General features: G+C 64.2%; 26 protein-coding genes and 3 tRNA genes. 9 read left to right on the top strand and 20 right to left on the bottom strand.

The genetic code is table 11. The annotated features are described in order from the left end of the window. Positions 1-74 precede the first annotated feature (74 nt). Positions 75-764, top strand: a complete 690-nt coding sequence (locus tag ACXJ16_RS03275; protein WP_324695758.1) for a TetR/AcrR family transcriptional regulator — start codon at positions 75-77, stop codon at positions 762-764. A 142-nt stretch (positions 765-906) separates the two neighbouring features. Here ACXJ16_RS03275 and ACXJ16_RS03270 read toward each other — a convergent pair whose 3' ends face one another. Both ACXJ16_RS03270 and ACXJ16_RS03265 read right to left on the bottom strand, forming a co-directional pair. Beyond that, positions 907-3,111: a TonB-dependent receptor gene (locus tag ACXJ16_RS03270; protein WP_324695760.1), complete on the bottom strand. Its 2,205-nt coding sequence runs from the start codon at positions 3,109-3,111 to the stop codon at positions 907-909. A gap of 193 nt (positions 3,112-3,304) precedes the next feature. Beyond that, positions 3,305-3,790, bottom strand: a complete 486-nt coding sequence (locus tag ACXJ16_RS03265; RefSeq protein WP_324695762.1) for an S-adenosyl-L-homocysteine hydrolase — start codon at positions 3,788-3,790, stop codon at positions 3,305-3,307. Positions 3,791-3,964: 174 nt separating this feature from the next. On the opposite strand from ACXJ16_RS03265, the gene ACXJ16_RS03260 reads away from it, so the two are divergent. Together ACXJ16_RS03260 and ACXJ16_RS03255 are read left to right on the top strand one after the other, a co-directional pair. Next, entirely contained in the window at positions 3,965-4,444 is a 480-nt protein-coding gene (locus tag ACXJ16_RS03260; RefSeq protein WP_185997144.1) for a peroxiredoxin, read from the top strand. 160 nt (positions 4,445-4,604) lie between these two features. Further along, entirely contained in the window at positions 4,605-5,285 is a 681-nt protein-coding gene (locus ACXJ16_RS03255) for an SDR family NAD(P)-dependent oxidoreductase (RefSeq protein WP_324695765.1), read from the top strand. Between the two features lie 36 nt (positions 5,286-5,321). Here the strand turns inward: ACXJ16_RS03255 and ACXJ16_RS03250 are convergent, their stop codons facing one another. The 3 genes from ACXJ16_RS03250 to ACXJ16_RS03240 form a co-directional block, all read right to left on the bottom strand. Then, the gene (locus tag ACXJ16_RS03250) at positions 5,322-6,770 is read right to left on the bottom strand and encodes a hypothetical protein (RefSeq protein WP_463921256.1); all 1,449 of its coding nucleotides are present in this window, start codon (positions 6,768-6,770) and stop codon (positions 5,322-5,324) included. Between the two features lie 122 nt (positions 6,771-6,892). Next, a complete protein-coding gene (gene folE / locus ACXJ16_RS03245; RefSeq protein ID WP_054438811.1) occupies positions 6,893-7,501 on the bottom strand; it encodes a GTP cyclohydrolase I FolE in 609 nt (202 codons plus the stop codon). Continuing rightward, positions 7,498-8,964 carry a phospholipase D-like domain-containing protein gene (locus tag ACXJ16_RS03240; protein WP_463921254.1) on the bottom strand — a complete coding sequence of 489 codons (1,467 nt, stop codon included), beginning with the start codon at positions 8,962-8,964 and terminating at the stop codon, positions 7,498-7,500. Before ACXJ16_RS03240 ends, folE begins: the two co-directional genes overlap by 4 nt. A 457-nt stretch (positions 8,965-9,421) precedes the next feature. Here ACXJ16_RS03240 and ACXJ16_RS03235 point away from each other — a divergent pair, with 457 nt between their 5' ends. Further along, positions 9,422-10,024: a hypothetical protein gene (locus ACXJ16_RS03235; protein ID WP_185997141.1), complete on the top strand. Its 603-nt coding sequence runs from the start codon at positions 9,422-9,424 to the stop codon at positions 10,022-10,024. A gap of 188 nt (positions 10,025-10,212) precedes the next feature. Here the strand turns inward: ACXJ16_RS03235 and ACXJ16_RS03230 are convergent. The 4 genes from ACXJ16_RS03230 to ACXJ16_RS03215 all read right to left on the bottom strand — a co-directional run bounded on the left by ACXJ16_RS03230 (position 10,213) and on the right by ACXJ16_RS03215 (position 11,008). Beyond that, positions 10,213-10,289, bottom strand: a tRNA-Arg gene (locus ACXJ16_RS03230). 55 nt (positions 10,290-10,344) lie between these two features. After that, positions 10,345-10,421 (bottom strand) — tRNA-Arg (locus tag ACXJ16_RS03225). 43 nt (positions 10,422-10,464) lie between these two features. After that, positions 10,465-10,541: transfer RNA gene (locus tag ACXJ16_RS03220), tRNA-Arg, on the bottom strand. Positions 10,542-10,585: 44 nt separating this feature from the next. Then, positions 10,586-11,008 carry an NUDIX domain-containing protein gene (locus ACXJ16_RS03215; RefSeq protein WP_463921251.1) on the bottom strand — a complete coding sequence of 141 codons (423 nt, stop codon included), beginning with the start codon at positions 11,006-11,008 and terminating at the stop codon, positions 10,586-10,588. Between the two features lie 100 nt (positions 11,009-11,108). Between ACXJ16_RS03215 and ACXJ16_RS03210 the strand changes: the two genes are divergently transcribed. Next, positions 11,109-11,297 (top strand): Flp family type IVb pilin, encoded by a 189-nt coding sequence (locus ACXJ16_RS03210; protein ID WP_185997140.1) that lies wholly within the window; start codon positions 11,109-11,111, stop codon positions 11,295-11,297. Between the two features lie 126 nt (positions 11,298-11,423). After that, positions 11,424-11,600 (top strand): Flp family type IVb pilin, encoded by a 177-nt coding sequence (locus ACXJ16_RS03205; RefSeq protein WP_054434193.1) that lies wholly within the window; start codon positions 11,424-11,426, stop codon positions 11,598-11,600. An 83-nt stretch (positions 11,601-11,683) separates the two neighbouring features. Here the strand turns inward: ACXJ16_RS03205 and ACXJ16_RS03200 are convergent, their stop codons facing one another. From ACXJ16_RS03200 to ACXJ16_RS03185, 4 genes are all read right to left on the bottom strand, one after another. Then, positions 11,684-13,120 (bottom strand): M48 family metalloprotease, encoded by a 1,437-nt coding sequence (locus ACXJ16_RS03200; RefSeq protein WP_420719883.1) that lies wholly within the window; start codon positions 13,118-13,120, stop codon positions 11,684-11,686. Positions 13,121-13,259: 139 nt separating this feature from the next. Next, a complete protein-coding gene (locus ACXJ16_RS03195) occupies positions 13,260-14,138 on the bottom strand; it encodes a tyrosine recombinase (RefSeq protein ID WP_324695776.1) in 879 nt (292 codons plus the stop codon). Positions 14,139-14,144: 6 nt separating this feature from the next. Then, positions 14,145-16,019: a hypothetical protein gene (locus tag ACXJ16_RS03190; RefSeq protein ID WP_463921249.1), complete on the bottom strand. Its 1,875-nt coding sequence runs from the start codon at positions 16,017-16,019 to the stop codon at positions 14,145-14,147. A gap of 20 nt (positions 16,020-16,039) precedes the next feature. Then, positions 16,040-16,162, bottom strand: a complete 123-nt coding sequence (locus ACXJ16_RS03185; protein ID WP_255351691.1) for a hypothetical protein — start codon at positions 16,160-16,162, stop codon at positions 16,040-16,042. A 94-nt stretch (positions 16,163-16,256) separates the two neighbouring features. Between ACXJ16_RS03185 and ACXJ16_RS03180 the strand changes: the two genes are divergently transcribed. The 3 genes from ACXJ16_RS03180 to ACXJ16_RS03170 all read left to right on the top strand — a co-directional run bounded on the left by ACXJ16_RS03180 (position 16,257) and on the right by ACXJ16_RS03170 (position 19,523). Next, positions 16,257-16,832: a shikimate kinase gene (locus ACXJ16_RS03180; RefSeq protein ID WP_054440877.1), complete on the top strand. Its 576-nt coding sequence runs from the start codon at positions 16,257-16,259 to the stop codon at positions 16,830-16,832. Then, the gene (aroB, locus tag ACXJ16_RS03175) at positions 16,823-17,935 is read left to right on the top strand and encodes a 3-dehydroquinate synthase (protein ID WP_324695782.1); all 1,113 of its coding nucleotides are present in this window, start codon (positions 16,823-16,825) and stop codon (positions 17,933-17,935) included. Before ACXJ16_RS03180 ends, aroB begins: the two co-directional genes overlap by 10 nt. Before the next feature lie 193 nt (positions 17,936-18,128). Then, positions 18,129-19,523, top strand: coding sequence for a peptide MFS transporter (locus ACXJ16_RS03170; protein WP_463921246.1), 1,395 nt, complete (start codon positions 18,129-18,131; stop codon positions 19,521-19,523). Positions 19,524-19,583: 60 nt separating this feature from the next. Here the strand turns inward: ACXJ16_RS03170 and ACXJ16_RS03165 are convergent, their stop codons facing one another. The 7 genes from ACXJ16_RS03165 to scpA form a co-directional block, all read right to left on the bottom strand. Then, a complete protein-coding gene (locus ACXJ16_RS03165) occupies positions 19,584-20,366 on the bottom strand; it encodes a thioesterase family protein (protein WP_463921244.1) in 783 nt (260 codons plus the stop codon). Next, a complete protein-coding gene (locus ACXJ16_RS03160) occupies positions 20,366-20,737 on the bottom strand; it encodes a tRNA-binding protein (protein WP_185997132.1) in 372 nt (123 codons plus the stop codon). The genes ACXJ16_RS03165 and ACXJ16_RS03160 overlap by 1 nt, the downstream gene beginning before the upstream one ends. After that, positions 20,738-22,762, bottom strand: coding sequence for an acetyl/propionyl/methylcrotonyl-CoA carboxylase subunit alpha (locus tag ACXJ16_RS03155; protein ID WP_324695789.1), 2,025 nt, complete (start codon positions 22,760-22,762; stop codon positions 20,738-20,740). It lies immediately after the preceding gene. A 1-nt stretch (position 22,763) separates the two neighbouring features. Beyond that, the gene (locus ACXJ16_RS03150; protein WP_185997130.1) at positions 22,764-23,009 is read right to left on the bottom strand and encodes a hypothetical protein; all 246 of its coding nucleotides are present in this window, start codon (positions 23,007-23,009) and stop codon (positions 22,764-22,766) included. 29 nt (positions 23,010-23,038) lie between these two features. Continuing rightward, positions 23,039-23,410 (bottom strand): lysozyme inhibitor LprI family protein, encoded by a 372-nt coding sequence (locus tag ACXJ16_RS03145; protein WP_324695791.1) that lies wholly within the window; start codon positions 23,408-23,410, stop codon positions 23,039-23,041. A gap of 7 nt (positions 23,411-23,417) precedes the next feature. Continuing rightward, the gene (gene bioB, locus ACXJ16_RS03140) at positions 23,418-24,467 is read right to left on the bottom strand and encodes a biotin synthase BioB (RefSeq protein ID WP_185997129.1); all 1,050 of its coding nucleotides are present in this window, start codon (positions 24,465-24,467) and stop codon (positions 23,418-23,420) included. Positions 24,468-24,585: 118 nt separating this feature from the next. Next, entirely contained in the window at positions 24,586-26,736 is a 2,151-nt protein-coding gene (gene scpA / locus ACXJ16_RS03135; RefSeq protein ID WP_324695794.1) for a methylmalonyl-CoA mutase, read from the bottom strand. Positions 26,737-26,773: the final 37 nt, after the last annotated feature.

The following is a 26,773-nucleotide window of genomic DNA, read 5'->3' as shown; positions in this document are numbered from 1 at the left end:
GGCGTGCGGTTCAGTGTGAAATAAAACTGAATTAGAATTGACGTTCTTATTTCGATAGGCTGTTTGTTGCGGTCATGTCAACAAGCGCAAAGCCCCGCCCCGGCGAAAAAAAGGCCGAAAAGAAACTGGCCGTCGATTCCGTCAGCCGAAAGCCCCAGCAGGGGCGCAGCAAGGCTTCGCTCGAAAGGATGGTCAGTGCCGCCAAGAAGCTCATGCTGGAACGCGGAAGCGAGGAGTTCACGCTTCAGGAAGTGAGCCAGACCGGCAATGTCTCGATAGGCTCGATCTACCTGCGGTTCGAGAGCAAGGAGAACCTCGTCCGCGCGGTTATCGGCGATCACCTCAAACGCATGGAAGAGCGCGAGAATGAGATGATGGAGCGGGTGCGTGGAGTATCCAGCTCGCTGAACACCGTCGTTCCCGCCTTCGTCGAAAACTACGCCGAGCTGCTGCGGGAAGAGGCCCCCCTCCTCCGCCAGAGCATGGCCCGCGCCGCCTTCGATCCACTGGTCGCCGAACCCGGCCGGCAGAGCGCCAATCGCGCCGCGGCGCTCGGCATCGGCGCCATGCTGGAATACCGCGACCAGTTCGGGGGCACCGATCAGGAGCGCAAGGCGAATGCCGCCTATCAGATCATCTTCGCCACCCTTGCCCGACAGTTGAGCCTCGGCTCGACCGGGGAGTCCGTCCATCCTCAGGACTGGAAGGAACTGAAGATAGAACTGGGCCGGATGTGCCTGGCCTACCTCACGACTGACCTCTAGGCGCATTGCCTTCTCCAGCGCGGGAATGAAAAAGAGGGGCGCAGCCAGTAGCTGCGCCCCCGATCGTTGCCCGGCGATATGGTGCCTTCGCGGACGCTTGCAGGAGGAGAAGCGCGCCCGCCCGCGGAGGATCACCGAGACATCAGAAATTCACGCTCGCCCGGACGCCGTAAGTGCGCGGCGGCTGGAACTGGTAATTGTTGGTGAACGACACGAAGTTCTGCTGCGCATAGGCCAGCACATTCTTGTCGAAGATGTTGCGTACGAAAGCCTGGATCTTCCAGCCTCCAACGTCAGGCTGGTAGGCCAGAGACGCATTCGCCATGAAGAAGTCTTCCGTAGAGACATCATCCAGATTGAAAACGGAGAAGTAATATTTCGAGGAATACTTCCCGTCGAGATGAGCCGTGACCTTTCCACCGGCGAAGAGGAAGTCCTGATCCAGTGAGCCGGTCACGGTGAACGTCGGGGCATTTGGCAGACGGTTGCCGCTGATATCCACGGGGCTGTTGTCGCCATCGTTGACCTCGATACCGTTGCCGAACTTGGTGTGCAGGTAAGTGCCGTTGACGCCGATCCGCGTATGCTCGGCCACCAGCGCCTTCACTTCCGCCTCGGCACCGAAGATCTTGGCATTGCCGACATTGAAGATGCCGCTGCCGCCGTCGATCACGCTGGATGTCTGCGAGGCCTGATAGCCCCGATAATTCGAGTAGAAGACGTCAGCGTTGATCTGGAGCGAGTTGCCCAGGAACGAATTCTTCGTACCCAGTTCGAAGGCGTCCAGCTTTTCCGGACCGTAGGGTATCGAGGCCGCGCTGCCGTTGGAATTGAAGCCGCCCGATTTGTAGCCGCGGTCGTACTTCGCATAGATCAGCGTATCGGGCGTGGGATGGTAGTTCAGCCCGGCGTGCCAGGTCGGCTGGCTCTCGCTGAGCTTGCCTTCACCCGGCGTAACGATCGGGTCCGCAGAGATGAACGGGCTGGCCAAAGCTGCAAGGTCCAGCACGGCCTGACCTGTGCGGCTCTTCTTGTCCCAGGTGTAGCGGCCGCCCACGCTCAGTTCGAGTTGATCGGTAAGATCGAAATCGACCTGCCCGAAGACCGCCTGCGAGCGGGTCTTGATCCTGTAGTCGAACTTGATGCCGTATTGATCGGGCTGCCCCAGTGCCGCCAGCGGGCCGCCGATCGCAAAGTCGCCGGTCATGTCGCGGTTGTAGAGCCCGGAATCGACGGTGTTGTTCTCCTGGAACCGGAAATAGCCCGCCTGGAAGAACAGACGCGAAGCGGAGTCATTGCTCACGCGGAATTCGTGGTTCCAGGTCTTGGGGGTCTCGCTCTGGCGGAACTGGCGGTTCGCCGGATAGGATGGCCCGGTGGCATCGACCACGTTTTTCCAGTGCTGTTCGTCGTAGCCGCCCGAATAGATGAAGTTCAGGTTGCCGCTGGTGTTGTAGGCCAGTTCCCAGCGAACGCGGTCCCCTTCGAGCCGCGTGGAAATCGGCGTGGTACCCACGAAGTCTCCGATATCGTCGAGGTCAGGCTGAGGGCCGCCGAGCGTCCCCCGCAGCACGGCATCGCCATGGACCTTGCGGGAGTCGTGCTGGTAGGAAACCCATGCCGAGAAGCCACCCGACTGATAAAGCGCCTGAAGCCGACCCGATGCAAAATTCTCGTCGTCGGCATCCTTCGTCGGCGCGTCCAGCTTGCGGTAGCCGTCATGGGTCATGAAAGTGCCCGAAGCGCGGATCGCGAAGTTGTCGCTCACCGCGAGATTGGCGCCCATCTCCCCGTTGAAGGTACCGAAGTTGCCCACTTCGACCGAACTGTAGCCCCCGTTGGAGAACTGCGGCCGGTTGGTAATGATGCTGACGAGACCGCCGGTGGAGTTGCGCCCGTTGAGCGTGCCCTGCGGCCCCTTGAGCACCTCGATACGCGCGAGATCGTACATCGAGGCGTTTATCGAGAACGGTCGGTTGGTGTAGAATCCGTCGCGTGCAATCGGCACGGAAGGATCGCCGATCTCCGTCACGTCGGTGGAGGCAACGCCGCGCACTGCAACGAATGCTGCGCCCGCCGAAGGCGAGATGTTCACGCTGGGGTCGATCAGGGCGAGGTCCCGGACCGACACGACGCCGGCATCGCGCAGTGCATCGCCGGAGTAGACGTTGAGCGCGATCGGGGTGTCCTGCGCGTCGGAGGCGGTGCGGTTTGCCGTAACGATGATATCGCCCAGACCCTGGCTCTGCGCGGCCGTATCATCGCTTGCCTGAGTGGCAGTCTGCGCGTGGGCCATGACAGGAACGGCCAGCGCGGACGTCGAAAGAAGCACGAATGCCAGTCTCATCAAACTCTCCCATGTCGGCGCTACCCTCAACTCGGCGCACCTTTTATAAAACCGGAATACCTATTCTAATTATGACGCGAATCGCGCCCCGTCAAGCGGCGAGCGGTCCAAACTGCGGGACATGAGAAAAGCGGCGTGCTGCCAGAGCTATCGCCCTGGAAACACGCCGCTTTCGATATTGCTGTTTACAGCGTTAGTGCGCCGCGAACGCGGATGCCGGCTGCCTGTAGGGAAGAAGTTGCCCTGCCGCTTCCACCAGCGGGTCTCTCCCGACGGCGATGGCGAGGCCCTGAGTCACCTGGCGCAACTGCGCACAGTTCAGCCATGGATGGCCCGCGCCATACTGATTGACCATGACGCCATACAGCCGGTCCAGCGCCCGGACACCGTTCTTCACGCCATAAAGGTGAACGTAATCAGCCCTGACCCGGCGCGCGGCGAGATCGAGATCGCCACGATGCACGCGGCTGAATGTCCGATAGTCGGCCTGAAAATCGTCGCCGGTGTTTTCACAGCGCATGGCTGTCACTTTCAGCATCGCATCGAGGCGTTGCAGGCGTTCCGCGCTGGCGTCAGCATGCAGGGCGGCGGCCGGCGGTGCCAATCCCAACGTGGCAACGCAGACGGCAGCGATCAGCGATCCGGCTCGAACCCGGCGTTTCGCAAGGCAGGTGCTCATGATGGTGCTCCTCCTCCTTGGCGGGAATTGGCTCCCGTCTCGTTAGGAAAATTCCCATAACGTAGTTAACATCACCTAAACAGGCACCCCGGCCTGCGAGCCTCATTGCCGGAAGGCATTCGGCGTCTATATCTGCGGTCCTTGCGGTTCATTTGCATGAGAAGGATTCACACCATGACCATCGCCGTTGGTGACAAGCTGCCCGACGTAAAGCTCATCAAGGCCACCGAGAGCGGCCCTGAACCGGTACAGAGCGCCGACTTCTTCGCAGGCCGGAAAGTGGCGCTGTTCTCGGTCCCCGGCGCGTTCACCCCGACCTGCTCCGCCAAGCACCTGCCCGGCTTCGTCGACAAGGCGGCCGATCTGAAGGCCAGCGGCATCGACGAAATCGCCTGCACCGCCGTCAACGATGCTTTCGTCATGGGTGCGTGGGGCAAGGCTTCGGGATCGAGTGATGTGACCATGCTGTCCGACGGCAACGGCGATTTCGTGAAGGCGATCGACCTCGTCATGGATGGCACCGGCTTCGGCATGGGCCATCGCGGCAAGCGCTTCTCGATGGTCGTCAACGACGGCGTGGTCGAACAGCTCAACGTCGAGGCGCCGGGTGCGTTCGAGGTCAGCTCGGCAGACTACATGCTCGGCCAGCTCTAAGCGCCCTGCGAAAACCGGAAAAAAGGCGGCCTTCCTGTGGGAGGGCCGCCTTTTTTCACGTCCATTCCATCGACGGGGCGTTGGCTTGCCCTCTCCTGTCCTGATCGCCTTGCCCGGCTGCCGGGGGACGTTTAGCGTCGCCACAAAGCGAGGAGTTTTCATGGCACGTTCGGTTATCGTCACCGGTGGTTTCGGCATTCTTGGCGCCGCTGTCGCCGCCGCATTCGCGCAGGCCGGCAACAAGGTCGCCCGCATCGACTTCGCCCCTGCCGCCAGAGAGCCGCTCGCAGGCGCACTGGATATCGGCGGCGTGGACCTGGCCGACGCCGGCGCCACCGGCGAAGCACTGGCCCAGATCGTTGCGGCGCACGGCGGGATAGACGTGCTGGTCAACGTCGCGGGCGGCTTCACCTGGGAAACGCTGGAAGGCGGATCGATCGCTGCCTGGGCGAAGATGCAGGCCATGAACCTGACAACCGCCGCCACCATCACCCAGCTCGCACTACCCGAACTGCGGAAGTCAGAGGCCGGCCGCATCGTCAACATCGGCGCCGGGGCCGCCATCAAGGCCGGCGCGGGCATGGGCGCCTATGCCGCCTCCAAGTCGGGCGTCCACCGCCTGACCGAAGCTCTTGCGGAAGAACTTGCGGGCACCAGCGTCACCGTGAATGCCGTGCTGCCCAGCATCATCGACACCCCGGCCAATCGTGCCGACATGCCTGACGCCGATTACTCCACCTGGGTGCAGCCCTCGGCCATCGCCGAAGTCATCGGATTCCTTGCCTCGGATGCAGGACGCTCGATCACCGGCGCCCTGATCCCCGTCACACGGGGAGGGTGAGCCCGCAGGCTTGCCCGGCGCCGCTTTCAGGCCCGGTCAGCGCCTTTTCGGAACATAGACCTGCATTCCGTCCTGCCCCCTGAACACCCGCCGCCATTTTGGCGAGCGGCCCAGTTCACGCGCGAGCGGCGCATTGTGGTCTTCCTGAATGAGAAACGCGGCCGGATGCCATTTGGCAATGACGTCGACCAGAGGAACGTACCCGTTCTCGATGCCGCCGTTGTATTGCCACTCGTCATGGCCGTAGCGGTAGTACCGGCCGTCGTAGGCAACGCGCCAGGCCGGCCAGCCTGCATCGATGATAGGCCCACCATAAGGAAAATCGGCATAGACCGTGCCGCGCACGCCCTGCTTCTTGAGATGCGCGATCGCCTCCAGCGGCAGGTTGGGACCGAACCGGGTAGGAGCGGCAAACGGGACGACCAGCACCACCGCCAGGACGGCGGCAACGGGCAGCCAGCGCGGAACCGGCCGGACCTCATCCGGCGATGCCGTTCCTGTCGCGGTCGCCGCGCGGGCGATCACCGGCACCATCGCCAGCGCCCAGAACAGCACGAAACGATAGGCCGTCACGGTCATGACAAGAAGCGCCAGCGCCACCAGCAGTTCGCTCCAGTCGAAGCGGCGTTCTTTCTGGCGCAGCAATAGCCAACAGGTCACCAGCAAGGTCAGGAGAACCGGAATCGCGTTCTCCCAGTTCGCCGATATCCATAGCGGGCGCCATTCGCTCGCACCGATGGCAAGGCTCATCTCGGCATTGGTCGCCGATATCGCCAGAATCGAGAAACCATCGGGTGTCGCGAACATCGAGGCGATCGCCGCCACGGTGAGGATGGCCGAAGCAATCGGGATACGCCGGGTCCGGCCGCGCAGCCGGGCCAGTGCGTCAACGGCGGTGTGAACGCCAAGCGCCAGCACGCCGACGCTCACCGAAGGGTGAAAGTTCTGCCAGAGCACCAGCAACGGCAGCCCCAGCCCGATCATCACCAGCGGCTTCGGCCGAAGCCGCAGCATTGCGAGCAATAGCCCAAAGCCCAGCGCGGCGAAGCTTTGCGGGCGAATGCTGGCCGTGGGAAGCGCGGCCAGGAATGCAAGGACCAGCGCCAGCGCAACAGCATGAGCGGCTGCCCCTCGGCTGCGACATGCGGCGGCAACGGCCCAGAACCCGCCAAGCCAACAGAGCGCATCGAAAGCACGAAGCGCGTCCCAGCCGCCCAGAGACCTGACGAGAGCCATGCTCGCCTGCGCCAGCCAGCCGACCGCTGGAAGCGGCTCGCCCAGATGGAGCGCGGCGAAGGGCTCCCGCGCGATCGGGCCGCCATGATCGAGGATGATCTCGCCCAGCTTGAGCTGCCAGAAGATGTCCACATCCCAGACGCTGCGCAGCAGCAGGACGAGCAGCATGGCAGCCGGGACGAGCGCGATCATCCCATGCTGCAGGCGGACCTTGCTCCGCCCTTCGATGCTTTCGATCCGACCGCTCACCTTATCCCCCGCCGCATGGCAAGCCGCTTCCTTCGCCGCAGGCCAGGGATGGTTTCAAGCCCCTTGCCTGCGGAAGCGGGGATAAGCGCGCCGGTTTCCCGGATTGGGGATGGTTTCCGCGATCAGTAGCCCATCAGGCTGAGCACTTCCTTGCGGCTGCGCTCATCGTCGAGGAATGTCCCCATCATGCGGCTGGTGATCATGCTCACGCCTGGCGTGCGCACGCCCCGCGCAGTCATGCAGGCATGGCTGGCCTCGATCACGACGGCGACGCCCTGGGGCTTGAGGTGCTCCCAGATGCACTGCGCCACTTCGGCGGTGAGCCGCTCCTGAATCTGGAGACGCCGCGCGAATCCGTGAAGCACGCGGGCGAGCTTCGAGATGCCCACGACATGATCCTTGGGCAGATACGCGATCGCCGCCTTGCCGATGATGGGCGCCATGTGGTGTTCGCAGTGCGACTGGAACGGAATATCCTTCAGCAGCACGACTTCGTCATAGCCGCCCACTTCCTCGAACACACGGCTGAGGTGAACTGCCGGGTCTTCTCCATAGCCCTGGCAATATTCCCGCCAGGCGCGTGCCACGCGCTTCGGCGTGTCCAGCAGGCCTTCGCGCGAGGGATCGTCGCCCGCCCATTCGATGAGGGTGCGGATCGCCTGCTGCACGTGCTCGGGGACGGCGGGCTTGCCCAGCGGGTTGTCCTCGTCGGGACCGTCGAGGCTGCTCATCCCTTCTTACTCCTTCGCAATCTATCCATAAGGTGCAGCCGCATGAGCTGCCCCTTGCGGCGGAAGAGACCGCGCCGCTCGATCGGCTCGAACATCTCCCCGGGACGTTCCGGGTCGAGCAGAGCACTTTCACCGAGCGCTCTTTCAGCTTCGGTGAGATGTTTCAAGGGCAAGGGTTCCAGATGTTTGCCCAAGGGCACAAGGCTTTCGATCATGGCCGCCATCGAACCGTGGCGATCGAGCGCCTCGGCGATGGTCTCCTCGGTCACACCGCAATGCTCGGAGAGCAGGCGATGGCGCAGGCCCGTGATGGCGGAAGACACATGGGCATTGGCGGGCCGCGCGGCATCGATGAATACGTCGCATTCCGAATCGAGGCCCATCGAGCGGTTGTTCATGTTCGCGGAACCCACCCGCAGTATCTCGTCGTCGACGATCATCAGCTTGGCATGAACGTATATGGGCGTGCCGTCGGAGGCGACCGGATAGAATATGCGGAACCGCCCGGCATGATCGGCATTGCGCAGCGTGCGGACGAGTTCGACGCGCGCGGTATCCATCGCGATCTGCTCCAGCCAGCCGTCGGCGGTGCAGGGATTGATGATGAGAAACTCGGGCGGATCGTCCTCCAGAAGCCGCTCGCAGATGGCCTCGGCAATGGCGCGCGATGCGAAGTACTGGGTCTCGGCATAAACGAAGCGCTTCGCCCGGCGGATCTGCTCCACGAACAGCGCCTCGATCTCGCTCACTTGCGGGCAATCGCCATATTCGGCGCGGGTGCGGGCGATACCGATCTCCACGTTCTCGAATTCGGCGCGCAGTTCCTCGGGCCACGGGCTGAAATCCTGCGGCGCGCAAGGCACCAGTTCGGCGCCGCCCGCCACCTTCCAGCGTTCCCGCCCCAGATCGCCCAACGCGCCTGCCACCTCGCCTTCCATCACCATGGTAACGTCGTGCCAGGGGCCATAGAGCTTGCCGGTCGGCTTCCGCCGCCGCTTGTCCCTGGGCAAGTGCTCGGGCGTGTCCCAGCGGTCGGACGTCATGTCGATCCCGCCGCAGGCCGCGAAAACATCGTCCACCACCACGATCTTCTGGTGATGGCTGCATCCGATGGGATGGGCACCGTCGAACTTGAAATCGATTCGATCGCGCAAGGCCCAGCGGATCAGGTCGATGATCATGGTGCCGCGAAACAGCGACTTCACCAGCGAGAAATTCCACTTCAGGAGCAGGATTTCCAGACGAGGATTGCTCTTCACCAGCCAGATGATGAACGAGCCGAGCCGCGCCGGAAACTTCTCGTGCCGCCCTCGCTGCCACCATCGCCTTCCCGAAGAGAGCAATATGCGCGAATCGAAGTCCCAGCCGATCATGAAGATGCGCTGGCGTGCCTCCTCCATCACCCCGCGCATCAATTCGAAATAGTCCGCCGCGTCGATAACGACGTAAGCGCGCTTCGCCATGGCATAACGCCAGACCGTCGGCGACGCAGGGCCATCGCCCTCGCCTCCGTTTTCAGAATCCCGATCCATCGCTTGCCTTGCTGAACCACCCACCATTCGCGATCAAGCATCCAGCCCACAGGATGTTCCCTGCCCCATTTGTCCGACAGATGGCACAGCCTGTCGCCCCGGGAATCTCCGTATGGCGGATTTCCGCCATTTCGCCGCGAAAATACGTCAACTGAGCGGTTGATCCGGCACAGTTCAGCCGCCATTCCGTTTCGCGGATGCAACATGCATCGTTCTCGTCCGTTCCTTCCCACGTGACAAATGCACGCGGAACGGACTTTCGGCTTCAAGCCGAAACCAACCGTCCGGGTCGTGTTTTCCGGACCACCATTCACGCTTCTGCGCTGCGACTGTGCAGAAGCCGAGCCGGGACCGTTGGGTCGGTTCCCGCATCGAGAAGGAGTACGCCATGAAGAAAACTCTCATCGCCGCCGCGATCGCCGCAGCGACCCTGTCTCCGGTCGCCGTGATGGCGCAGGGCGCGGCCGCAACCGCCGTCGCACCGACGGTGGGCGCCAAGGTCTATGGCCCCGACGGCACCGAAGTTGGCTCCGTTGAAGCGGTGCAGAGCGGTGTCGTGACCGTCAACACCGGCACTGCGCGCGCCGGCCTCCCGGTCGCTTCCTTCGCCATGCGCGAAAAGGGCCTGACGATAGGGATGAACAAGGCGCAGCTCGAAGCCGCCGTCAGCGGCGCCAAGGCCGAAAGCAGCGCCGAGCTTGCCAGCGCCTTCGTTGCCGATGCCCCGGTAAAGAGCAGCGACGGCGTCGTCCTTGGCACCATCAGCAAGGCGGAAGGCGACGACGTGTTCGTCAACCTCAGCAACGGCTCCGTGGCCCAGCTCAAGAAGTCCTACTTCGGCCTGGGCGCGGACAAGTCGCTGGCGCTGGGCATGACGGCCGCTTCCTTCAACTCGCAGCTTCAGTCCAGCTCGGGCGGTCAGCCCGGAGCCGATGCCCAGGCAGCACCCTCGGGTGCGGCAGGCGCGGCTGCGACGCCCACCGGCCAGTAACGCTTCCGCCTCGACGCGGATCAAAACAAGGAGCCGGGGACACGCCAGTGTTCCCGGCTTTTTTCGCCCTGACGCGCCCGGAGCGCATTCTTCGGGACCGGTTCGCATGAAGCGCGAATCTCAGAGCGGCAGACGCGAAAAACCCCGCCCGAGCCAAAGCCCTGCGGGGTTTTTCGTGTGTGCTGCAATGGTGCGCCCGGAACGATTCGAACGTCCGACCCTCAGATTCGTAGTCTGATGCTCTATCCAGCTGAGCTACGGGCGCATATTGCAGTATCTATGTCTGTACCCCCATCGGCCAAAGGCCTTTGAAGGAGAAATGGTGCGCCCGGAACGATTCGAACGTCCGACCCTCAGATTCGTAGTCTGATGCTCTATCCAGCTGAGCTACGGGCGCAAAATTTCATTTTCCAACCAATGCCCACACCCCCGAAGGAGAATGGTGCGCCCGGAACGATTCGAACGTCCGACCCTCAGATTCGTAGTCTGATGCTCTATCCAGCTGAGCTACGGGCGCGTTGGAGAGGCGCCAATAGGAGCGGTTCGCTCTGCCGTCAACGCCTATATTGCCTTCTGGCGCAGGAATATGGATAACTTTTTCGCGAGGGGATAATCGAGCGGCGGCATCGAGAGATCGGCGATCGCATCCGGGCCATACCATCCGAGCGCTTCCGCCTCGATCGCGCGCGGTTCGCGGCCCCATTCACGGCATGCATATAGAAGAATGACAATGGCCCGTCCTGCCCGGCCATCCTTTCCGGCGGCACCCGGCCCACTGGCGAAGCCTACAGGCATCAGGGAAGCCGGATCGACCAATAGGCCCAGTTCCTCTTCCAGTTCCCGCGCAGCGGCCTGCTCCGGCGTTTCGCCCGGATCGACCTTGCCGCCGGGGAACTCCCAAAGCCCGCCGTGCATCGACGTGTAGGGCCTTTGCTGCATCAGGACCTGCCCATCCCCGCGCACCAGCGCCACGGCGACAACCAACAGGGGTGTAAAGGAATTTTCCAGTTTAACGCCCTCCTTTAGGAACTCTTTAACGCTAAAATGCTATTTTATGAAATACTCAGGTCAGGTGCAGGTATTCATGACTATTGATTCAGTCATAATCAGACTCATCAAAGACAAGTCCGGCGCCACTGCCGTTGAATACGCCTTGATTCTTGCGATGATCGTCCTCGTCATGATCGTTGCTCTGGATGGCGTCGCCACCGAGACCGTTGGCATTTGGGACAATATCGCTGAAAAGTCGGCCGCAGCCACATCGGGTCAGTGAAAACGTTTCCGGTTTAAGTTTTTTTCAACACTTGTGGGGCATTCCTAAGCCTGTCCAAAGCGCCGAAGCGAGTGCCTGGCGGGGCGGACCGGGTACACAAGACTGCTTTCATTCAGGAGACACCACATGAAGTTCCTCGCCAAGCTGCGCCGCAACGAACAGGGCGCCACCGCCATCGAATACGGCCTGATCGCCGCCCTCATTGCCGTTGCCGCGATCGCCGCGATGCAGGGCATGGGCTCGCAGCTCAAGTCGACCTTCGAAAAGACCTCGACCACGCTTGAGAACGCGAACGCCGACTAAGCCCGGCCGCGACAAGCGAAAACAGATCGGGGCGGCGGGGAAACCCGCCGCCCCTTTCGTTTGCGGTTCGTACGAAGGCGAACTCAGTAAGTCACTATCTTGACCTTTTGCCCCGGAACCAGGCGCGTTCCGGCCTGCATGCCGTTGAGCACCAGGAACCGATCCAGCGCGGCATCCGTGTAAGCCATCCGGCCGGCCAGCGATTGCACGGTGTCGCCCGCCTTTACAGTCAGCACGGAGAGACGGCGCGGACGGACCTGCCCGGCTTCGGCAACTGAAATCCGGCGCATGCTCTTGAACATCCCATTGAACGCCCCGGCACCGCCCACACGGGTGATCGTCACGAAGTGATAGGCTTTTCCGCCTCCAAAATCATAAGCGAAGACCGTCACGTCCACCGGCCCGCTCGATGCCTGAACCCTCGCCACGCCGTAAGCAGCCGAAAGACCGTTCACATTCGCCCGCTCGATGCTGGAAGGCACGATTCGCGCCTGCCCCGATTCGGTCAGGCTGGAAAACACCGACTGGATGTAGGCGTCGAGCCCGGTCCCCATCTGCCCGCCGGAAAACTGCGCCTTGCCCGATTCCCCATTGATCGACACGGCCTGGGTTCCGTTGACGAGATAGAAGCCGTTAGGTGCCTCGAAGGCCAGCCGCAGTTCCGGATGCGTGAAGCGATTCCCGTCGATCATGCCCTGCTTGGGATCGTCTCCGTAGACCAGCCCGTCGATTCGGGTGAGGAATACGTCGCGATTCGTCATTCCCGATGCGCCGCTCCCCGCCTGCGCAAGCGCGTCCCGCACGCGAGAGGCAGGGTCCGGGTGCGTGGAAGCCCATTGCGGTACCTGATTCGCCGAGCCGCGCAATTGCGCCTCAAGCGCATTCTGGCGCGCCAGGCTGTCGAGCACGGTACTCATCGCACGCGGATCGTATCCGGCGCGCTTGAGATAGGTAATGCCGAGACGGTCGGCTTCCAGTTCCTGGGAGCGCGAGTATTTAAGCGTCAGCATCTGCGAACCTTGCGAAGCGATCTGCTGGCCCAGCCGCCCGAACGCATTGTCGCCCAGCAGAACCCCGGAGAGAACCGAGCCGAGCACGCCCAGCAACTGGTTGCGCGATGCCGCTTGCTGCCGCTTGGCCGAATGTCGCGCCGCCACGTGGCCGACCTCATGACCCAGCACGCCCGCCAGTTCCGCCTCGTTGTTCATGAGTGCGGTAAGCTGCCGGGTGACGTAGATGTAGCCACCGGGGATGGCGAAGGCGTTGTTCACCGGCGAATTCAGCAGCGTCACGGTGAAATCGCCGCGCGCGTTGGACAGACCGGACTGCACGGCGATGGTCTTGCCCACCTGCTCGACATAGGCGGCCTGCGGCCCCGTCACCGAGCCGCCGAATTCGGCGAGCAGGTCGGGATGGGCCTTGGCGCCTTCCGCCTTGTCGGCGCGGCTGATCGCACTGACTGTCGCGGGATAGGCCGCGGCGGCCGACGCCATGCCGGTGGCGGTCGGAAGGAACGACATGGCGGCGGCAGTAACCGCCATTACCGACCGGCTCCTGACTGAATGAACTGCGAACATGGCCCCTTCCCCTCCGGCTATCTTGATCTGCGTCTTCTTCCCGTCAGGCAACGGCAAGCGCAAGTGGTTGTTCCCGCTCTTTTCACCCCCGCGCGAGGGGGTGGCGGGCATTCACCAGTGCGACCAGCCGCGCACTGTCGACATGCGTGTAGATCTGCGTCGTCGCGATGTCGGCGTGTCCCAGCAACATCTGGAGGACGCGCAGGTCCGCGCCGCCTTCCAGCAGATGCGTCGCGAAGGCATGGCGCAGGACATGCGGCGAGACGCGCGTGGGATCGATATCCGCCCTCGCGGCCAGTGCGCGCAGCAGCTGGAACAGGCGCACCCTTGTCAGATGCCCGCTCTCTCCGCTCGAAGGGAACAGGAACTTCGAATTTCCGCGCCGCACCGCCAGCCACTGGGTCAGCACCGACCTTGCGCGCCCGCTCACCGGCACCATGCGCTGTTGCCCGCCCTTGCCGGTAACATGGAGAAACGGCGCATCGCGGGGCACCGCCGCGAGCGGCAGGGAGACCAGTTCGGTTGCGCGCAGCCCCGATCCGTAGAGCAGTTCCAGCAAGGCCAGCAGCCGGACCGCATCCGACCGTCCGCCCCGTGCCTCCGCTTCGGCCGTGGCCAGAAACCGTTCGACTTCCTCGTGAGAAAGCAGGCGCGGCAAGGGACGGCGGGTGCGCGGACGCGGCAGGGAACCCGAGGGATCGTCGCCCCGCACCCCCTCGTCCACCAAGAAGCCGTAGAACTGCCGCAGCGCGGAGCAGCGCCGCGCAAGGCTCGACGCGGCAAGGCCGCTCCACGCATCTCCGAGCCTGGCCAGAGCATCGCCATCGGCCGTCTCGATATCGCCGAGCGCCTCAGCCGCTGCCACGAGGTCGCGGCGATAGGCGGCCAGCGTATTGGCCGCCGCTCCGCGTTCGGCCGCCAGCATGGCCAGAAAACGCTCGGCGTGACCTTCGCCGACCATGCCGCGTCAGGCCCGTGCCACGGCTTCCGCAGCGATCATCCGCGCCTCTGCGTCAAGCCCGACCGTGCGCAGCGCCGAAACGATGTGATAGAGATAGCGCGGGGTCATGCGCTGCCAGTTGGCCCCTTGCATGCCGAGACCGGCCAATAGCGCCACACTGGCCGGATCACCGGCTGCAGCCGCCTTGTCGATCGCAGCCGTGAACAGGGTCGTGCTGTCGAGTTGCAGGCCCCATTCGCCCGAGTAGCGTGAGGCCACGCCCTGATCTACGCGTTCCAGACCGGCAAGCCCCGCGACGAGGAAGGCGCTCTTTCGCTTGTTCCGGCTTTCGTCGGCATCGAAATACGTGCTGATCGCCCCCGAATCCACGGAGCGTATCCGGCCCGGCGCCGCCAGTGTCAGCAGCCCCCAGCCCTCGCTGCCGGACGCAACGATCGAAGACCACGCCAGCGCATTGGTATCGTAACCGGCTGCCAGCATCGAGGCGATCAGCGCCGAGGCATCCGCTTCCATGTCCTTGCTCGGCGCGATGCGGGCGGCGGCGGCGGCCGTCAGCACCTGCCGCGAATAGGCCGCATCGCCCCCGCCGGCGCCGTTCCACAAGCTCTGCATTGCCGAGAACCGCGCTGCGGGAGCGTCCAGCGTATAGGCATCGCGCAGGCTTTCCGCCCGCTTCTGCCATTCGCCGGTAACATCCCCATCCGCGTAGATCTGGGCGTAGAGATCGACCATCGCCGCATTCGAGAGCACGCCTGCCCCGCCCGCCCGGTCTGCCGCGACCGCGCGCCGTTCCAGCCCGACCATCGGGGCCAGCGCCGTGGCATAGGCATACATCGGTCCGGCGCCGGACATCGCGCTTTCCGGCGGGGTCAGGCCCACGCCAATGGCAAGGCCATAGCGCCAGGGCGTCATCGTATCGACGTTGTTCCACTCGATCGTAACGGCCTTGCGCGAACGCCCTGCCGCGCCGGCGTATTTCTGCGCCAGCAGCGAATCGATGCGCTCCAGCTTGCCGCTGACACGCGCGCGTTCAAGCTTCGAGATCGCCGAGGCACCGCCGCCCCGGAAGGCCTCGCAGATCGCCTGGGCTGCGTTCCATTCAGGATCGTCCCGCAGCGAACCCTGGATCGACATCACCGGGCACATGCCCGTGAAATCGGCGGAACGCTGATAGACGTCGAACGCCTCGTTTCCGATCTCGGGCGTGAAGTTCGATATGTCGATACCTTGCAGCAACGCGCGGGCGGCATCGGTTTCACCCATGCGGAGCAGCAGGCCGACCCGCAGGGCCAGGAACTGCTGCGGGCTCATTCCCGCCGGAGTCTCGAGACGCGAGGCAAGCGCACGGCGTAGCAGGATATGGCCCCATCGCGAAAACACCGCGCCCCGGTTTGCCGCGATCGCGGACTGGACCAGATAGGGATTCTGCCCGGCGAGCGACGCCTCCGGCATCCCGCCCTCGCTCTCGTCGATAAGGCCGATCCGCTCCATCGAGCGGCGCGCGCCCGAAGGCATGTCGAGGTCGAGCTTGTCCCCCAGCAGGGCTTCGAAATCCTCGGGCGACATGCGCTCCAGTTCTTCGAGGCTCGGCAGGCGTGACAGCGTGCTCTTGCCGTTCACGTCAGTGGTAACGAAGGAATCCGTGGCAAATGGCGGCACCTGCGCAGGCAACGGCTGGACCACGGGGGTCGACACCGAACGAGGCGCCGTGGCCGGAGTGGCCGTGGCAGGGCGATTCGCAGGTGGCGGCGTAGCGGGCGCCTGCGTGGGCGCTGGCTCTGAGAACATTTTGGGCAGCAGCGATTCCGGGGCATCCTGCGCCATCGCCCACGCGGACGTCACGGCGAGCGAAGCGCCGGCCAGCAAGTGCCAGGTCCTCATGTATGTTCCCTTGCGAGGCTTCATCGCGGCAGCTCCGGAACCGGCACCGGCTGGACGATATCGCGGACCGGCGAACGACCGCCATCCATCCACGCCCAGACACCCAGAACGACCGCCAGTACGACGATGGAAACGGCAGCCACGCCTGAAAACCTGCGCCTGCGTTTTTGTATCGTCACTCGCCTTCCTTCACCGATGCTTGCGCTGCGACCTAGCGCAACTATAGGCGATGGAGCAATGGACGTTCAACAAACCCGGTTTTCCGCACAGGAAATTGCCGCACTCGCGCGGCGCATCGATCGCCCCATCGTGCTGGTCGGAATGATGGGCGTGGGCAAGTCCAGCGTCGGCAAGCGCCTTGCCACGCTGCTCGACTGCGCCTTCGTCGACGCCGACGATGAGATTGAGCGCTCGGCGCAGATGACGATCCCCGAGATTTTCGAGACTTACGGCGAGGATTACTTCCGCGACGGCGAACGCCGGGTGATCTCCCGCCTCATCGAATCCGGCGTGGAACGCTGCGTGATCGCCACCGGCGGCGGCGCGTTCTGCAACGAGACGACGCGGGCGCTGATCCTCGACAAGGCGATCACCGTCTGGCTCGACAGCGAGGTGGACACCCTTGTCGAACGCACCGCGCGCAAGGATCACCGTCCGCTCCTGCGCGGCGGAGATCCGCGCGACATACTCGCCCGGCTGCGCGAAGACCGCAGGCCGCACTATTCGCAGGCACCGATCCATGTGATCAGCAACAGCGGGCCTCACGTTCAGACCATCAACAAGGTCCTTCAGGGAATTTCGCAATGGCTGTAATCCCCGTCGATATCGCCGGTCGTCCCTACGAAGTCCGGGTCGGAGCCGGTCTGCTCGCGGAACTCGTGCCGCAGTGCCGCGGGCGCCTGCGAAAGCGCGGCGTGCCGATCATCACGGACATCAACGTCCATGCGGCCTGGGGCCAGGTTGTCGAGGCAAGCCTGCGCGAAAGCGGCCACGAGCCGCACTGGCGCATCCTGCCTGCCGGTGAGGCGACCAAATCCTGGGAAGAACTGGCGGCGACCGTCAACTGGCTCCTGTCGCTCGAAGTGGAGCGCGGCGACCATATCATCGCGCTGGGCGGCGGGGTGATCGGCGACCTTACGGGCTTCTGCGCCTCGGTTCTCAAGCGCGGCTGCAAGTTCATCCAGGTTCCCACCACCCTGCTCGCCCAGGTCGATTCGAGCGTCGGCGGCAAGACCGCGATCAATACGCCGGCGGGCAAGAACCTCGTCGGCGCGTTCCATCAGCCCTCGCTGGTGCTGGCCGACCTTTCCGCCCTCGAAACGCTGCCGGAACGCGAGCTTCGGGCCGGTTATGCCGAAGTGGTGAAATACGGCCTGATCGACGATGCCGACTTCTTCGCCTGGTGCGATGCCAATGGCGGTGCGATGATCGCCGGAGACAGCCAGCTTCGCGAATATGCCGTGGCGCATTCCGTGGCGAGCAAGGCGCGGATCGTTGCCGAGGATGAGTTCGAAACCACGGGAAAGCGCGCACTTCTCAACCTTGGCCACACTTTCGGCCATGCGCTGGAAGCGGAAACCGGCTTCTCCTCCCGGCTGCTTCACGGCGAGGCGGTCGCGCTCGGCATGGTGCTGGCGGCCCGCTATTCGGCCCGCCGCGAACTGCTGCCCCGGGCCAGCGCCGAGCATATCGCAAACCATATCCGCGAGATCGGCCTGCCCTCCAGCCTTCCAGAACTGAGCCTCGATTGCGATGGCGGGAAACTGGTCGGTCACATGCTCCACGACAAGAAGATGGACGCCGGAACCCTGCCGTTCCTGCTGCTCAAGGGCATCGGACAGACCTATCTGGACAAGCAGGTTTCGCTCGAAGACGTCGCCGCATTCCTTGACGAGGAACTGACCCGCCAGCCCTGAACCGCCTGCTTTCAGGCACTTGGCGGCCCCGGTATTGAACGACACCTAAAGGGTACAGAGAAGGCGAGAGCCGTAACCGGCACCCCTGCATCGCACTTAGCTCTCATAGACGGGGCTCGTGCGTGACATTACAATGACGCGCCACTATGGTGCGCGCTTGGACAACAAAAGTACCGGGCCGCACCAGACCGCCATGACACTTTCAGAAGCCACTCCCGAGCTCGACTTCCCCGAGGAGATCGAGCGAGACGACCGCGCCTTCCTGGGCCACCCCAAGGGCCTCGGCTACCTCTCCTTCGTCGAGGGTTGCGAGCGATTCTCCTACTACTCCATGCAGACGCTGCTCGTGCTCTACATGGTCAAGTACCTGCTGCTGCCGGAGAACGTCGGCAAGGTCATGGGGCTGTCGTGGCTGCGCGGCTGGCACTATGCCGGGCTTGAAGGGCAGCCGCTCGCATCGGCGATCTTCGGCGACTATACCTCGCTCGTCTATCTGACCCCCATTCTCGGCGGCATCGTCGCCGACCGCTGGCTCGGTCGCAAGGCCACCCTGATCGCTGGCGCCGTGGTCATGTCGCTCGGCCACTTCCTCATGGCGTTCGAGGGCATGTTCCTCTTCGCGCTGATCTCGCTGGTCGTGGGCGTCGGCCTGTTCAAGGGCAATATCGCCAGCCAGGTCGGCGAACTCTACAAGCCCGGCGACCTGCGCCGCGCCATGGCGTTCCAGATCTTCTACATCGCCATCAACGTTTCGGTCATCGCCGCGCCGCTGATCGCCGGCACCCTGGGCGAGAAAGTGGGCTGGCACTACGGCTTCGGTACTGCCGGCGTGGTCATGGTGCTGGGCCTGATCATCTACCTGAGGGCCGGACACTGGCTTCCCGCCGATAACCGCGCTCCGAAGGGGGAAAAGGCGCAAAAAATCCGCCTGGCCCGTTCCGACTGGCCCCGCCTCGGCGCACTGGCCGTGCTGGTGCCGGTGCTGGCCATCGCGATGATGAGCAATCAGGAAATCTTCAACGCCTACCTCGTCTGGGCGGACGACAAGTTCCAGCTGACCTTCTTCGGCGATACCCTGCCGACGAGCTGGATGATCACCGTGGACGCCACCCTCAGCTTCTCCATGCTGGTTGCCGTCGCGGCGTTCTGGAAGTGGTACTCGACCCGCACAGGCCGCGAGCCCGACGAACTGGGCAAGATGATCATCGGCTCGGTGTTCAGCATCATGGGCGGCATGTGCCTCGTCATCGCCGCCGCAACCGCTGGCGATGCCAAGATCGGCCTGTTCTGGCCGGTGATGTTCCACCTGTTCAATTCGATCGGTTTCGCGCACATCATGCCGGTCAGCCTGGCCCTGTTCACCAAGGTTGCCCCGCGCGCGCTCAATGCGACGGTGGTGGGCATCTACTACCTTGCGTTCTTCGGCGCCAACAAGGTCGTGGGCGAAGTGGGCGGCTGGTATTCCTCGATGGATACCGTGTCTTTCTGGCTGATCCACGTCGCCTCGGCCGCCGTGGGCCTGATCGCCTTCGCGGCGTTCAAGATCGCACTGGGCAAGACGCTGGCCGGTGAGCCCGGCCCCGCCTGATAGCAAAGCGGCGCCCCTGCTCAGGCAAGGGCGCCGTTATGGGACCAAGCGGAAAGCCCGTCAGCCGAACACGGCGACCGACTGCATCCCCGCGATCACCGGCCTGCCCGCTGCATTCCACTGAAGGATTTGCTCGCTCGCCCCGCCGCCGCGCGCGAATTCGCTGGTGGAGCGCAGCAGCCACCAGCCATCCTCCGTCGTCGGCACAGGCTCCAGCATGTTGACGTGCCAGTGCATCGAGCTGATCGGCACGCGGAAGCCCAGCAGCGGCAGCACCGCCGTCGGCAAGGCATCCCCCACGAGCACCGCTTCAAGCGCCGGGTCGAGATTTTCGCGCGCCCTGAGCCGCACCCACCAGCACAGATCCGCTTCGCCCAGCGCCGATTTCGGCAGGGCAAAGCGCGCATCGAAGTTCTGCTTCAGGAACTGCGGTGCATGGTCCATCGGCACCGGTTTGGCATCCGCGACCGGGTTCACGCCTTCCGGCAGCGGATAACCGGCGATATCGGCAGCGCTTTCGATCTGGCGCATGAACACGAAGCTGGCGCTGAAACCCACGCCCTTCTCGTTCGACAGTTCCGCCGCAACCCAGGTGGCGTTGCGCCCCTTGCGCACGATCCGCGCCCGCGCCTCCACGCGGCCTGCCAGCGGCGCGATCATCGCGAACTGGCCCGAACGCAGCGGCGGCAATTCGGGATCGACCCGCTGCGCCGCTGCCAGCGCCAGCGCCGAAGTCAGCCCGCCGTAAGCGGTGCGGCCCTGAAGCCAGTCATCAGTGATATCGAACGCGAAACCGCCCTCGATTTCCTCCGCCTCGGCCAGAAGCGCGGCGAAACCCGTCATCAGAACAACCTCGAACCATTGGGCACCGGCTGGTCCGGTGCGAATAGGACCACGCGCCCTTCCTCGTCCGCGAAGCCGAGCGTCAATGCCTCGGACAGCGCCTTGCCGATCTGCCGCGCGGGAAAGTTCACGACCGCCGCCACCTGCCGCCCGACCAGGTCCTCCGGCGCATAGAGCGCGGCGACTTGCCCCACGCTCCTGCGCTCGCCAATGCCGGGGCCGAAATCGATCCGCAGCTTGCAGCTTGGCTTGCGCGCGCCCTCGTAGACTTCCGCGGCGACGATGGTGCCAACGCGGATGTCCACTTTCAGGAAGTCGTCGAAGGATATCTGCTCGGCCGCGGGTGCGGCGGGGTCGTGGTCCAGATGCATTTATTCCATTTCGAGGATCACGGCGTCCACCGCAAGGCTTTCGCCCGCCTTGGCATTGACCGCCTTCACCACGCCCGACTTTTCGGCGCGCAGGATGTTCTCCATCTTCATGGCTTCCACCACGGCCAGCGGCTGGCCCGCTTCCACCTTGTCGCCCTCGCCCACATGGAGCGCGACGAGCAGGCCCGGCATCGGGCAGATCAGGTACTTCGAAAGATCCGGCGGAATCTTTTCGATCATGTGCTCGTTCAGCGAAGCCACCCGGCTCGGCAGGATCAGCACATCGTGGATGCAGCCGCGCGTGGTCATCTTCAAGCCCGTGCGCGTGGGCGCAACGCGGATGCCGATAGCCTCGCCGTCGATCTCGGCATCGATCAGGCGGTCGCCCGGCGTATATTCCATCGCGAGATCAACCGAGATGCCGTTCACCGTCACGTCCTCATCGTCGATGACGACTTCGAAAGGCGCCTTGTCGATGATGACGGTCCATTCCGAAGGCGGTGCCAGACGGCGCGAGGCGAGCTGCCCGTCGACCCGGCGCGCACGGTCGGCCCGGGCGGTGGCGACGAACGCGGCAACGGCGGCCAGCTTGCCCTGGAGTTCCTCGGACGCAGGCGCGCCGGTGAAGCCTTCGGGATATTCCTCGGCGATGAAGCCGGTGGTCAGTTCGCCCGAGCGGAAGCGCGGGTGCTGCATGATGGCCGAAACGAAATCGATGTTGTGGCCAAGGCCCTCGATCTCGAACAGGTCGAGCGCGGCGACCTGCTTGTCCGCCGCCTCGTCGCGGGTCTCGCCCCAGGTGATCAGCTTGGCGATCATCGGGTCGTAGAACATCGAGACTTCGCCGCCTTCGTAGACGCCGTCATCGACACGCACGCCGTCGATACCGCGGCGGCCGTTTGCGGAACCGTCGTCGTCCCAGCCGTCAACCGGCGGCTGATAGCGCACGAGGCGGCCGGTCGACGGCAGGAAGCCGCGATAGGGATCTTCGGCGTAGACGCGGTTTTCGATGGCCCAGCCGTCGATCTTCACGTCCGCCTGCGTCATCTCCAGCTTTTCGCCGGCGGCGACGCGGATCATCTGCTCGACCAGATCGACGCCGGTGATCGCCTCGGTAACCGGGTGCTCCACCTGAAGGCGGGTGTTCATTTCGAGGAAGTAGAAGCTCTCGCCCGTCGGGTCCGCGCCCGAGACGATCAGTTCGACGGTGCCCGCCGAATAGTAGCCCACCGCACGCGACAGGGCGACGCACTGCTCGCCCATGGCCTTGCGCATCTTCTCGGTGACGAAGGGCGACGGCGCTTCCTCCACCACCTTCTGGTGGCGGCGCTGGATCGAGCATTCGCGCTCGTTCAGGTAGAGGATGTTGCCGTGCTTGTCGCCGAGGATCTGGATCTCGATGTGGCGCGGGTTGAGGATGAACTTCTCGATGAAGACGCGGTCGTCGCCGAAGGAATTGAGGCCCTCGCGCTTCACGCTCTCGAAGCCCTCGCGCACGTCCTTTTCGTCATAGGCAAGGCGCATGCCCTTGCCGCCGCCGCCCGCGCTGGCCTTCATCATCACCGGATAGCCGATCTCGTTCGAGATGCGCACGGCATGCTCGGTATCCTCGATCTCACCGACGAAGCCGGGCACCACATTGACGCCGGCCTGCTTGGCAAGCTTCTTGGACTCGATCTTGTCACCCATCGCAGCGATCGCGCCGACGGGAGGGCCGATGAACTCGATGCCCTCTGCGGCCAGCGCCTCGGCGAAGGAGGTACGCTCGGACAGGAAGCCATAGCCCGGATGGACGGCTTCGGCGCCGGTCTGCTTGCAGGCCTGGATGATCTTGTCGGCAATCAGGTACGACTGCGCGGCGGGCGCGGGGCCGATGTGGACGGCCTCATCGGCCATCTGCACGAAAGGCGCGCGGGCATCGGCGTCCGAATAGACGGCCACCGTCTGGATGCCCATCCGGCGCGCGGTCTTGATCACGCGGCAGGCAATCTCGCCCCGGTTTGCGATGAGGATTTTCTTGAACATCTCAATCCCTGTCTTTTGTCATGCGCCAAGCGGCGAAAAGTCCCACCAAGATCAGAACGATCAGGCTCCCCGGAAACATGAGGAACTTGATCAACCCATCGTTCTTGCACTCCGCACTGCCAGGGCGACCGCAGTCTCCCATTGCTGCCCCGCCCAGCAACGTCACCACAAAGGCGCTGCCAAGCAGGCCACCGCCAATGCAGCCCAAATGCTGTTTCAGGCTTGTGCCGGAATCGCTAAAACTCACCGGTCGCCGCCCCTCACACCGACCGAACGTCACCGCTCGCCCGTTTCCACAACGGCGCGCAGTTGTTTTGTGCGCGCCTCGGTCAATTCCTTGAGGCAACCGTTCTGCTGGAGCGGCCAGATCGTGCCGCTTTCCTCACGCGGGCCGTTTTCGGCGAGGCACTGGGCATCGCGATAGGCGAGCCACTTGCGCTGCGCATCGAGCAGCCGATTGAAATTTCCGCCGGGGCCCTGCCTGTCGGCGGCCTTCGCCGCCGCTGCCGCCTTCCCCCAGGCCTCGTTCATCGCCCGGTCGGCCGACTGGAAGTCGCGGTACGAACACACGTTCATGTCCGTCTGCGTCATCGCATTGGCGCAATCGATCGCGGGCTCCGAGGCCAGGAGAAGGATCGGCAGGATCACGCGCGGATCACTCAGCCGCTTCCAGCTTGGCGCAGCCCTTGGGCATGCGCTGGGCTTCGACCTGAGCCTCGGTCAGTTCGATGGCCATCGGCTTGATGCCGAGGCGGGCGAACATGGCCATGTCGCTGTCGTCACCGGCATTCGGCGCGGTGAGCAGCTGGTCGCCGGTGAAGATCGAGTTGGCGCCGGCCATGAAGCACATCGCCTGCGTCATTTCGGACATCGATTCGCGGCCCGCCGAGAGGCGCACCATCGACAGCGGCATGGTGATGCGCGCGACCGCCACGGTGCGCACGAATTCCACGTCGTCGATCTTGGCGAGCGGGGTATCGGCCAGCATGTCGCCCAGCACCGTGCCCTTTACCGGCACCAGCGCGTTGACCGGAACCGACTGCGGGTGATCGGGCAGCGTCGCCAGCGTGTGGACGAAGCCCACGCGATCGGCGCGCGTCTCGCCCATGCCGACGATGCCGCCGGAGCAGACGTTGATGCCCGCCATGCGCACGTTCGACAGCGTGTCGAGCCGGTCGTCCATGGTGCGCGTGGTGATCACCTGATCGTAACGCTCGGGTGAGGTGTCGATGTTGTGGTTGTAGTAATCGAGACCCGCGTCCGAGAGCATGTCCGCCTGATCGGGCGTCAGCATGCCCAGCGTCATGCAGGTTTCGAGCCCGAGCGCGCGCACGCCCTTCACCATCTCGATGATGGCGGGCATGTCGCGGTCCTTGGGGTTGCGCCAGGCGGCGCCCATGCAGAAGCGGGTGGAGCCCTGGTCCGCCGCCTGCGCCGCGCGCTGGAGCACCTGCTGCACTTCCATCAGCTTCGTTGCCTTGACGCCGCTGTTCGCCGAAACCGACTGCGAGCAATAGCCGCAGTCCTCCACGCAGCCGCCGGTCTTGATCGAAAGCAGCGTGGAAAGCTGCACTTCGTTTGCCCGGTGATTGGCCCGGTGAACCTCGGCCGCGCGGAACACCAGTTCGGTGAACGGCAGGTCGAAGAGTTCGGCGATCTCTTCGCGGGTCCAGTCGTTGCGCGGTTCAAAACGGGGGTCGGTCATCAAAATCTTCCTGTTACGTTCGGACGCGCGGCACGGAGCCGGAGTCCAGTCGATGCCGCCCGCATAGAGCGGAGCGGCGTCTCGTGCCAGTTTCCCGTGTTCCCCCGCACGGCAATCATCACTCGGCCGTGGCCAGCGCGTCGCCCACCGGCGGCATGTTGTGGCCGAGCAGGCGCAGCACGTCGGCCGCGCATTCCACCACGTTGGAGCCGGGGCCGTAGATGCCCTGAACGCCTGCACCGCGCAGATATTCGTAGTCCTGCGGCGGGATGACGCCGCCTGCGATCACCTTGACGTCCCCTCGCCCGGCTTCGCGCAGCTTCTGGATCAGTTCGGGAATCAGCGTCTTGTGGCCCGCCGCCAGCGACGATGCACCCACCACGTCCACGTCGCTTTCCAGCGCCAGCACCACGGTTTCCTGCGGAGTCTGGAACAGCGGACCGGACACCACGTCAAAGCCCATGTCCCCGAAGGCCGAGGCGATCACGTTCGCGCCGCGATCGTGGCCGTCCTGCCCCATCTTGGCGACCAGCAGCTTCGGCTTGCGGCCGAGGCGGCGTTCCACCGCGGCCACGCCGTCCAGCACCTGCTGCCAGCGGCTGTCGCCCTCGTAAGGCGCGCCGTAAACACCCTTCACCGGGGTCGGCTGCGTACCATAACGCTGGAAGCTGTCTTCCATGGCCGAACTGATCTCGCCCAGCGTGGCGCGCGCACGGGCGCATTCCACCGCCAGCGCGAGCAGGTTGTTCTCGATGCTCGATTCGCCCGCCGCACCTTCGCGAAGGGCCTTGAGAGCGGCCTGGCACGCCGCCTCGTCGCGATCCGCCTTCATCTTCTCGATGCGGGCGATCTGGCCTTCGCGGACCTTGGCGTTGTCCACTTCCAGCGTTTCCAGCAGGTCTTCGCTGGCAAGGCGGTACTTGTTGACGCCGACGATCACGTCGTCGCCCCGGTCCACGCGGGCCTGACGGGCCGCGGCAGCGGTCTCGATCATCGCCTTGGGCCAGCCGGCGGCGACAGCCTTGGCCATGCCGCCCTCGGCCTGCACGCGCTCGATGATCTCCCAGGCCTGGTCGACCAGCTGCTTCGTGAGCGATTCGATGTAGTAGGAGCCACCCAGCGGATCGACGACATTGCACATGCCGGTCTCCTCCTGGATGATGATCTGCGTGTTGCGGGCGATGCGGGCCGAAAAGTCGGTCGGCAGCGCGATCGCCTCGTCCAGCGCGTTGGTGTGCAGCGACTGGGTGCCGCCCAGCATCGAGGCCATCGCCTCGATCGTGGTGCGAATGACGTTGTTGTAGGGGTCCTGCTCCTGCAGCGAAACACCCGAAGTCTGGCAGTGGGTGCGCAGCATCTTCGACCGTTCGTCCTTGGCGCCAAGCTCCGTCATGACCCGGTGCCACAGCACGCGTGCGGCGCGCAGCTTGGCAACTTCCATGAAGAAGTTCATGCCGATGGCGAAGAAGAACGACAGGCGGCCCGCGAACTTGTCGATATCGAGGCCCGATGCCACGCCGTACTTCACGTATTCCGCGCCGTCGGCGATGGTGAAGGCCAGTTCCTGCACCTGCGTCGCACCGGCTTCCTGCATGTGATAGCCGGAAATCGAGATCGAGTTGAACTTCGGCATCTCGCGGCTGGTGTAGCCAAAGATGTCCGAGATGATCCGCATCGAAGGCTCGGGCGGGTAGATGTAGGTATTGCGGACCATGAACTCCTTGAGGATGTCGTTCTGGATGGTCCCGTCGAGCAGCTTGCGGTCTACGCCCTGCTCCTCGCCGGCAACGATGAAGAAGGCCAGGATCGGGATCACCGCGCCGTTCATCGTCATCGAGACCGACATCTTGTCGAGCGGAATACCGTCGAACAGGATCTTCATGTCCTCGACGGAATCGATGGCGACGCCCGCCTTGCCGACGTCACCCACGACGCGCGGATGGTCGCTGTCATAGCCGCGATGGGTGGCAAGGTCGAAGGCGACCGAAAGGCCCTTCTGGCCCGCCGCAAGGTTGCGGCGATAGAAAGCGTTCGATTCCTCGGCAGTGGAGAAACCCGCGTACTGGCGAATGGTCCAGGGGCGGCCGGCATACATCGAGGCGCGCACGCCGCGCGTGAACGGCGCGAAGCCGGGAAGGCCGGGATCGACGGTCACGTCCTCGGCGGTGTAGAGCGGCTTCACCGCGATACCCTCGGGCGTGTTCCAGGTCAGGTCCCTACCCTTGACCTCCTTGTCGGCGGCTGCCTTCCAGTCGTTGATGTCTGCCATAGTCCGCATCCCTTCCGGCCCGCGCTGGTTGCGGCGG

This window comes from Novosphingobium sp. TK71, from assembly GCF_055361505.1.
This window is presented reverse-complemented; position numbering and strand designations above follow the sequence as displayed.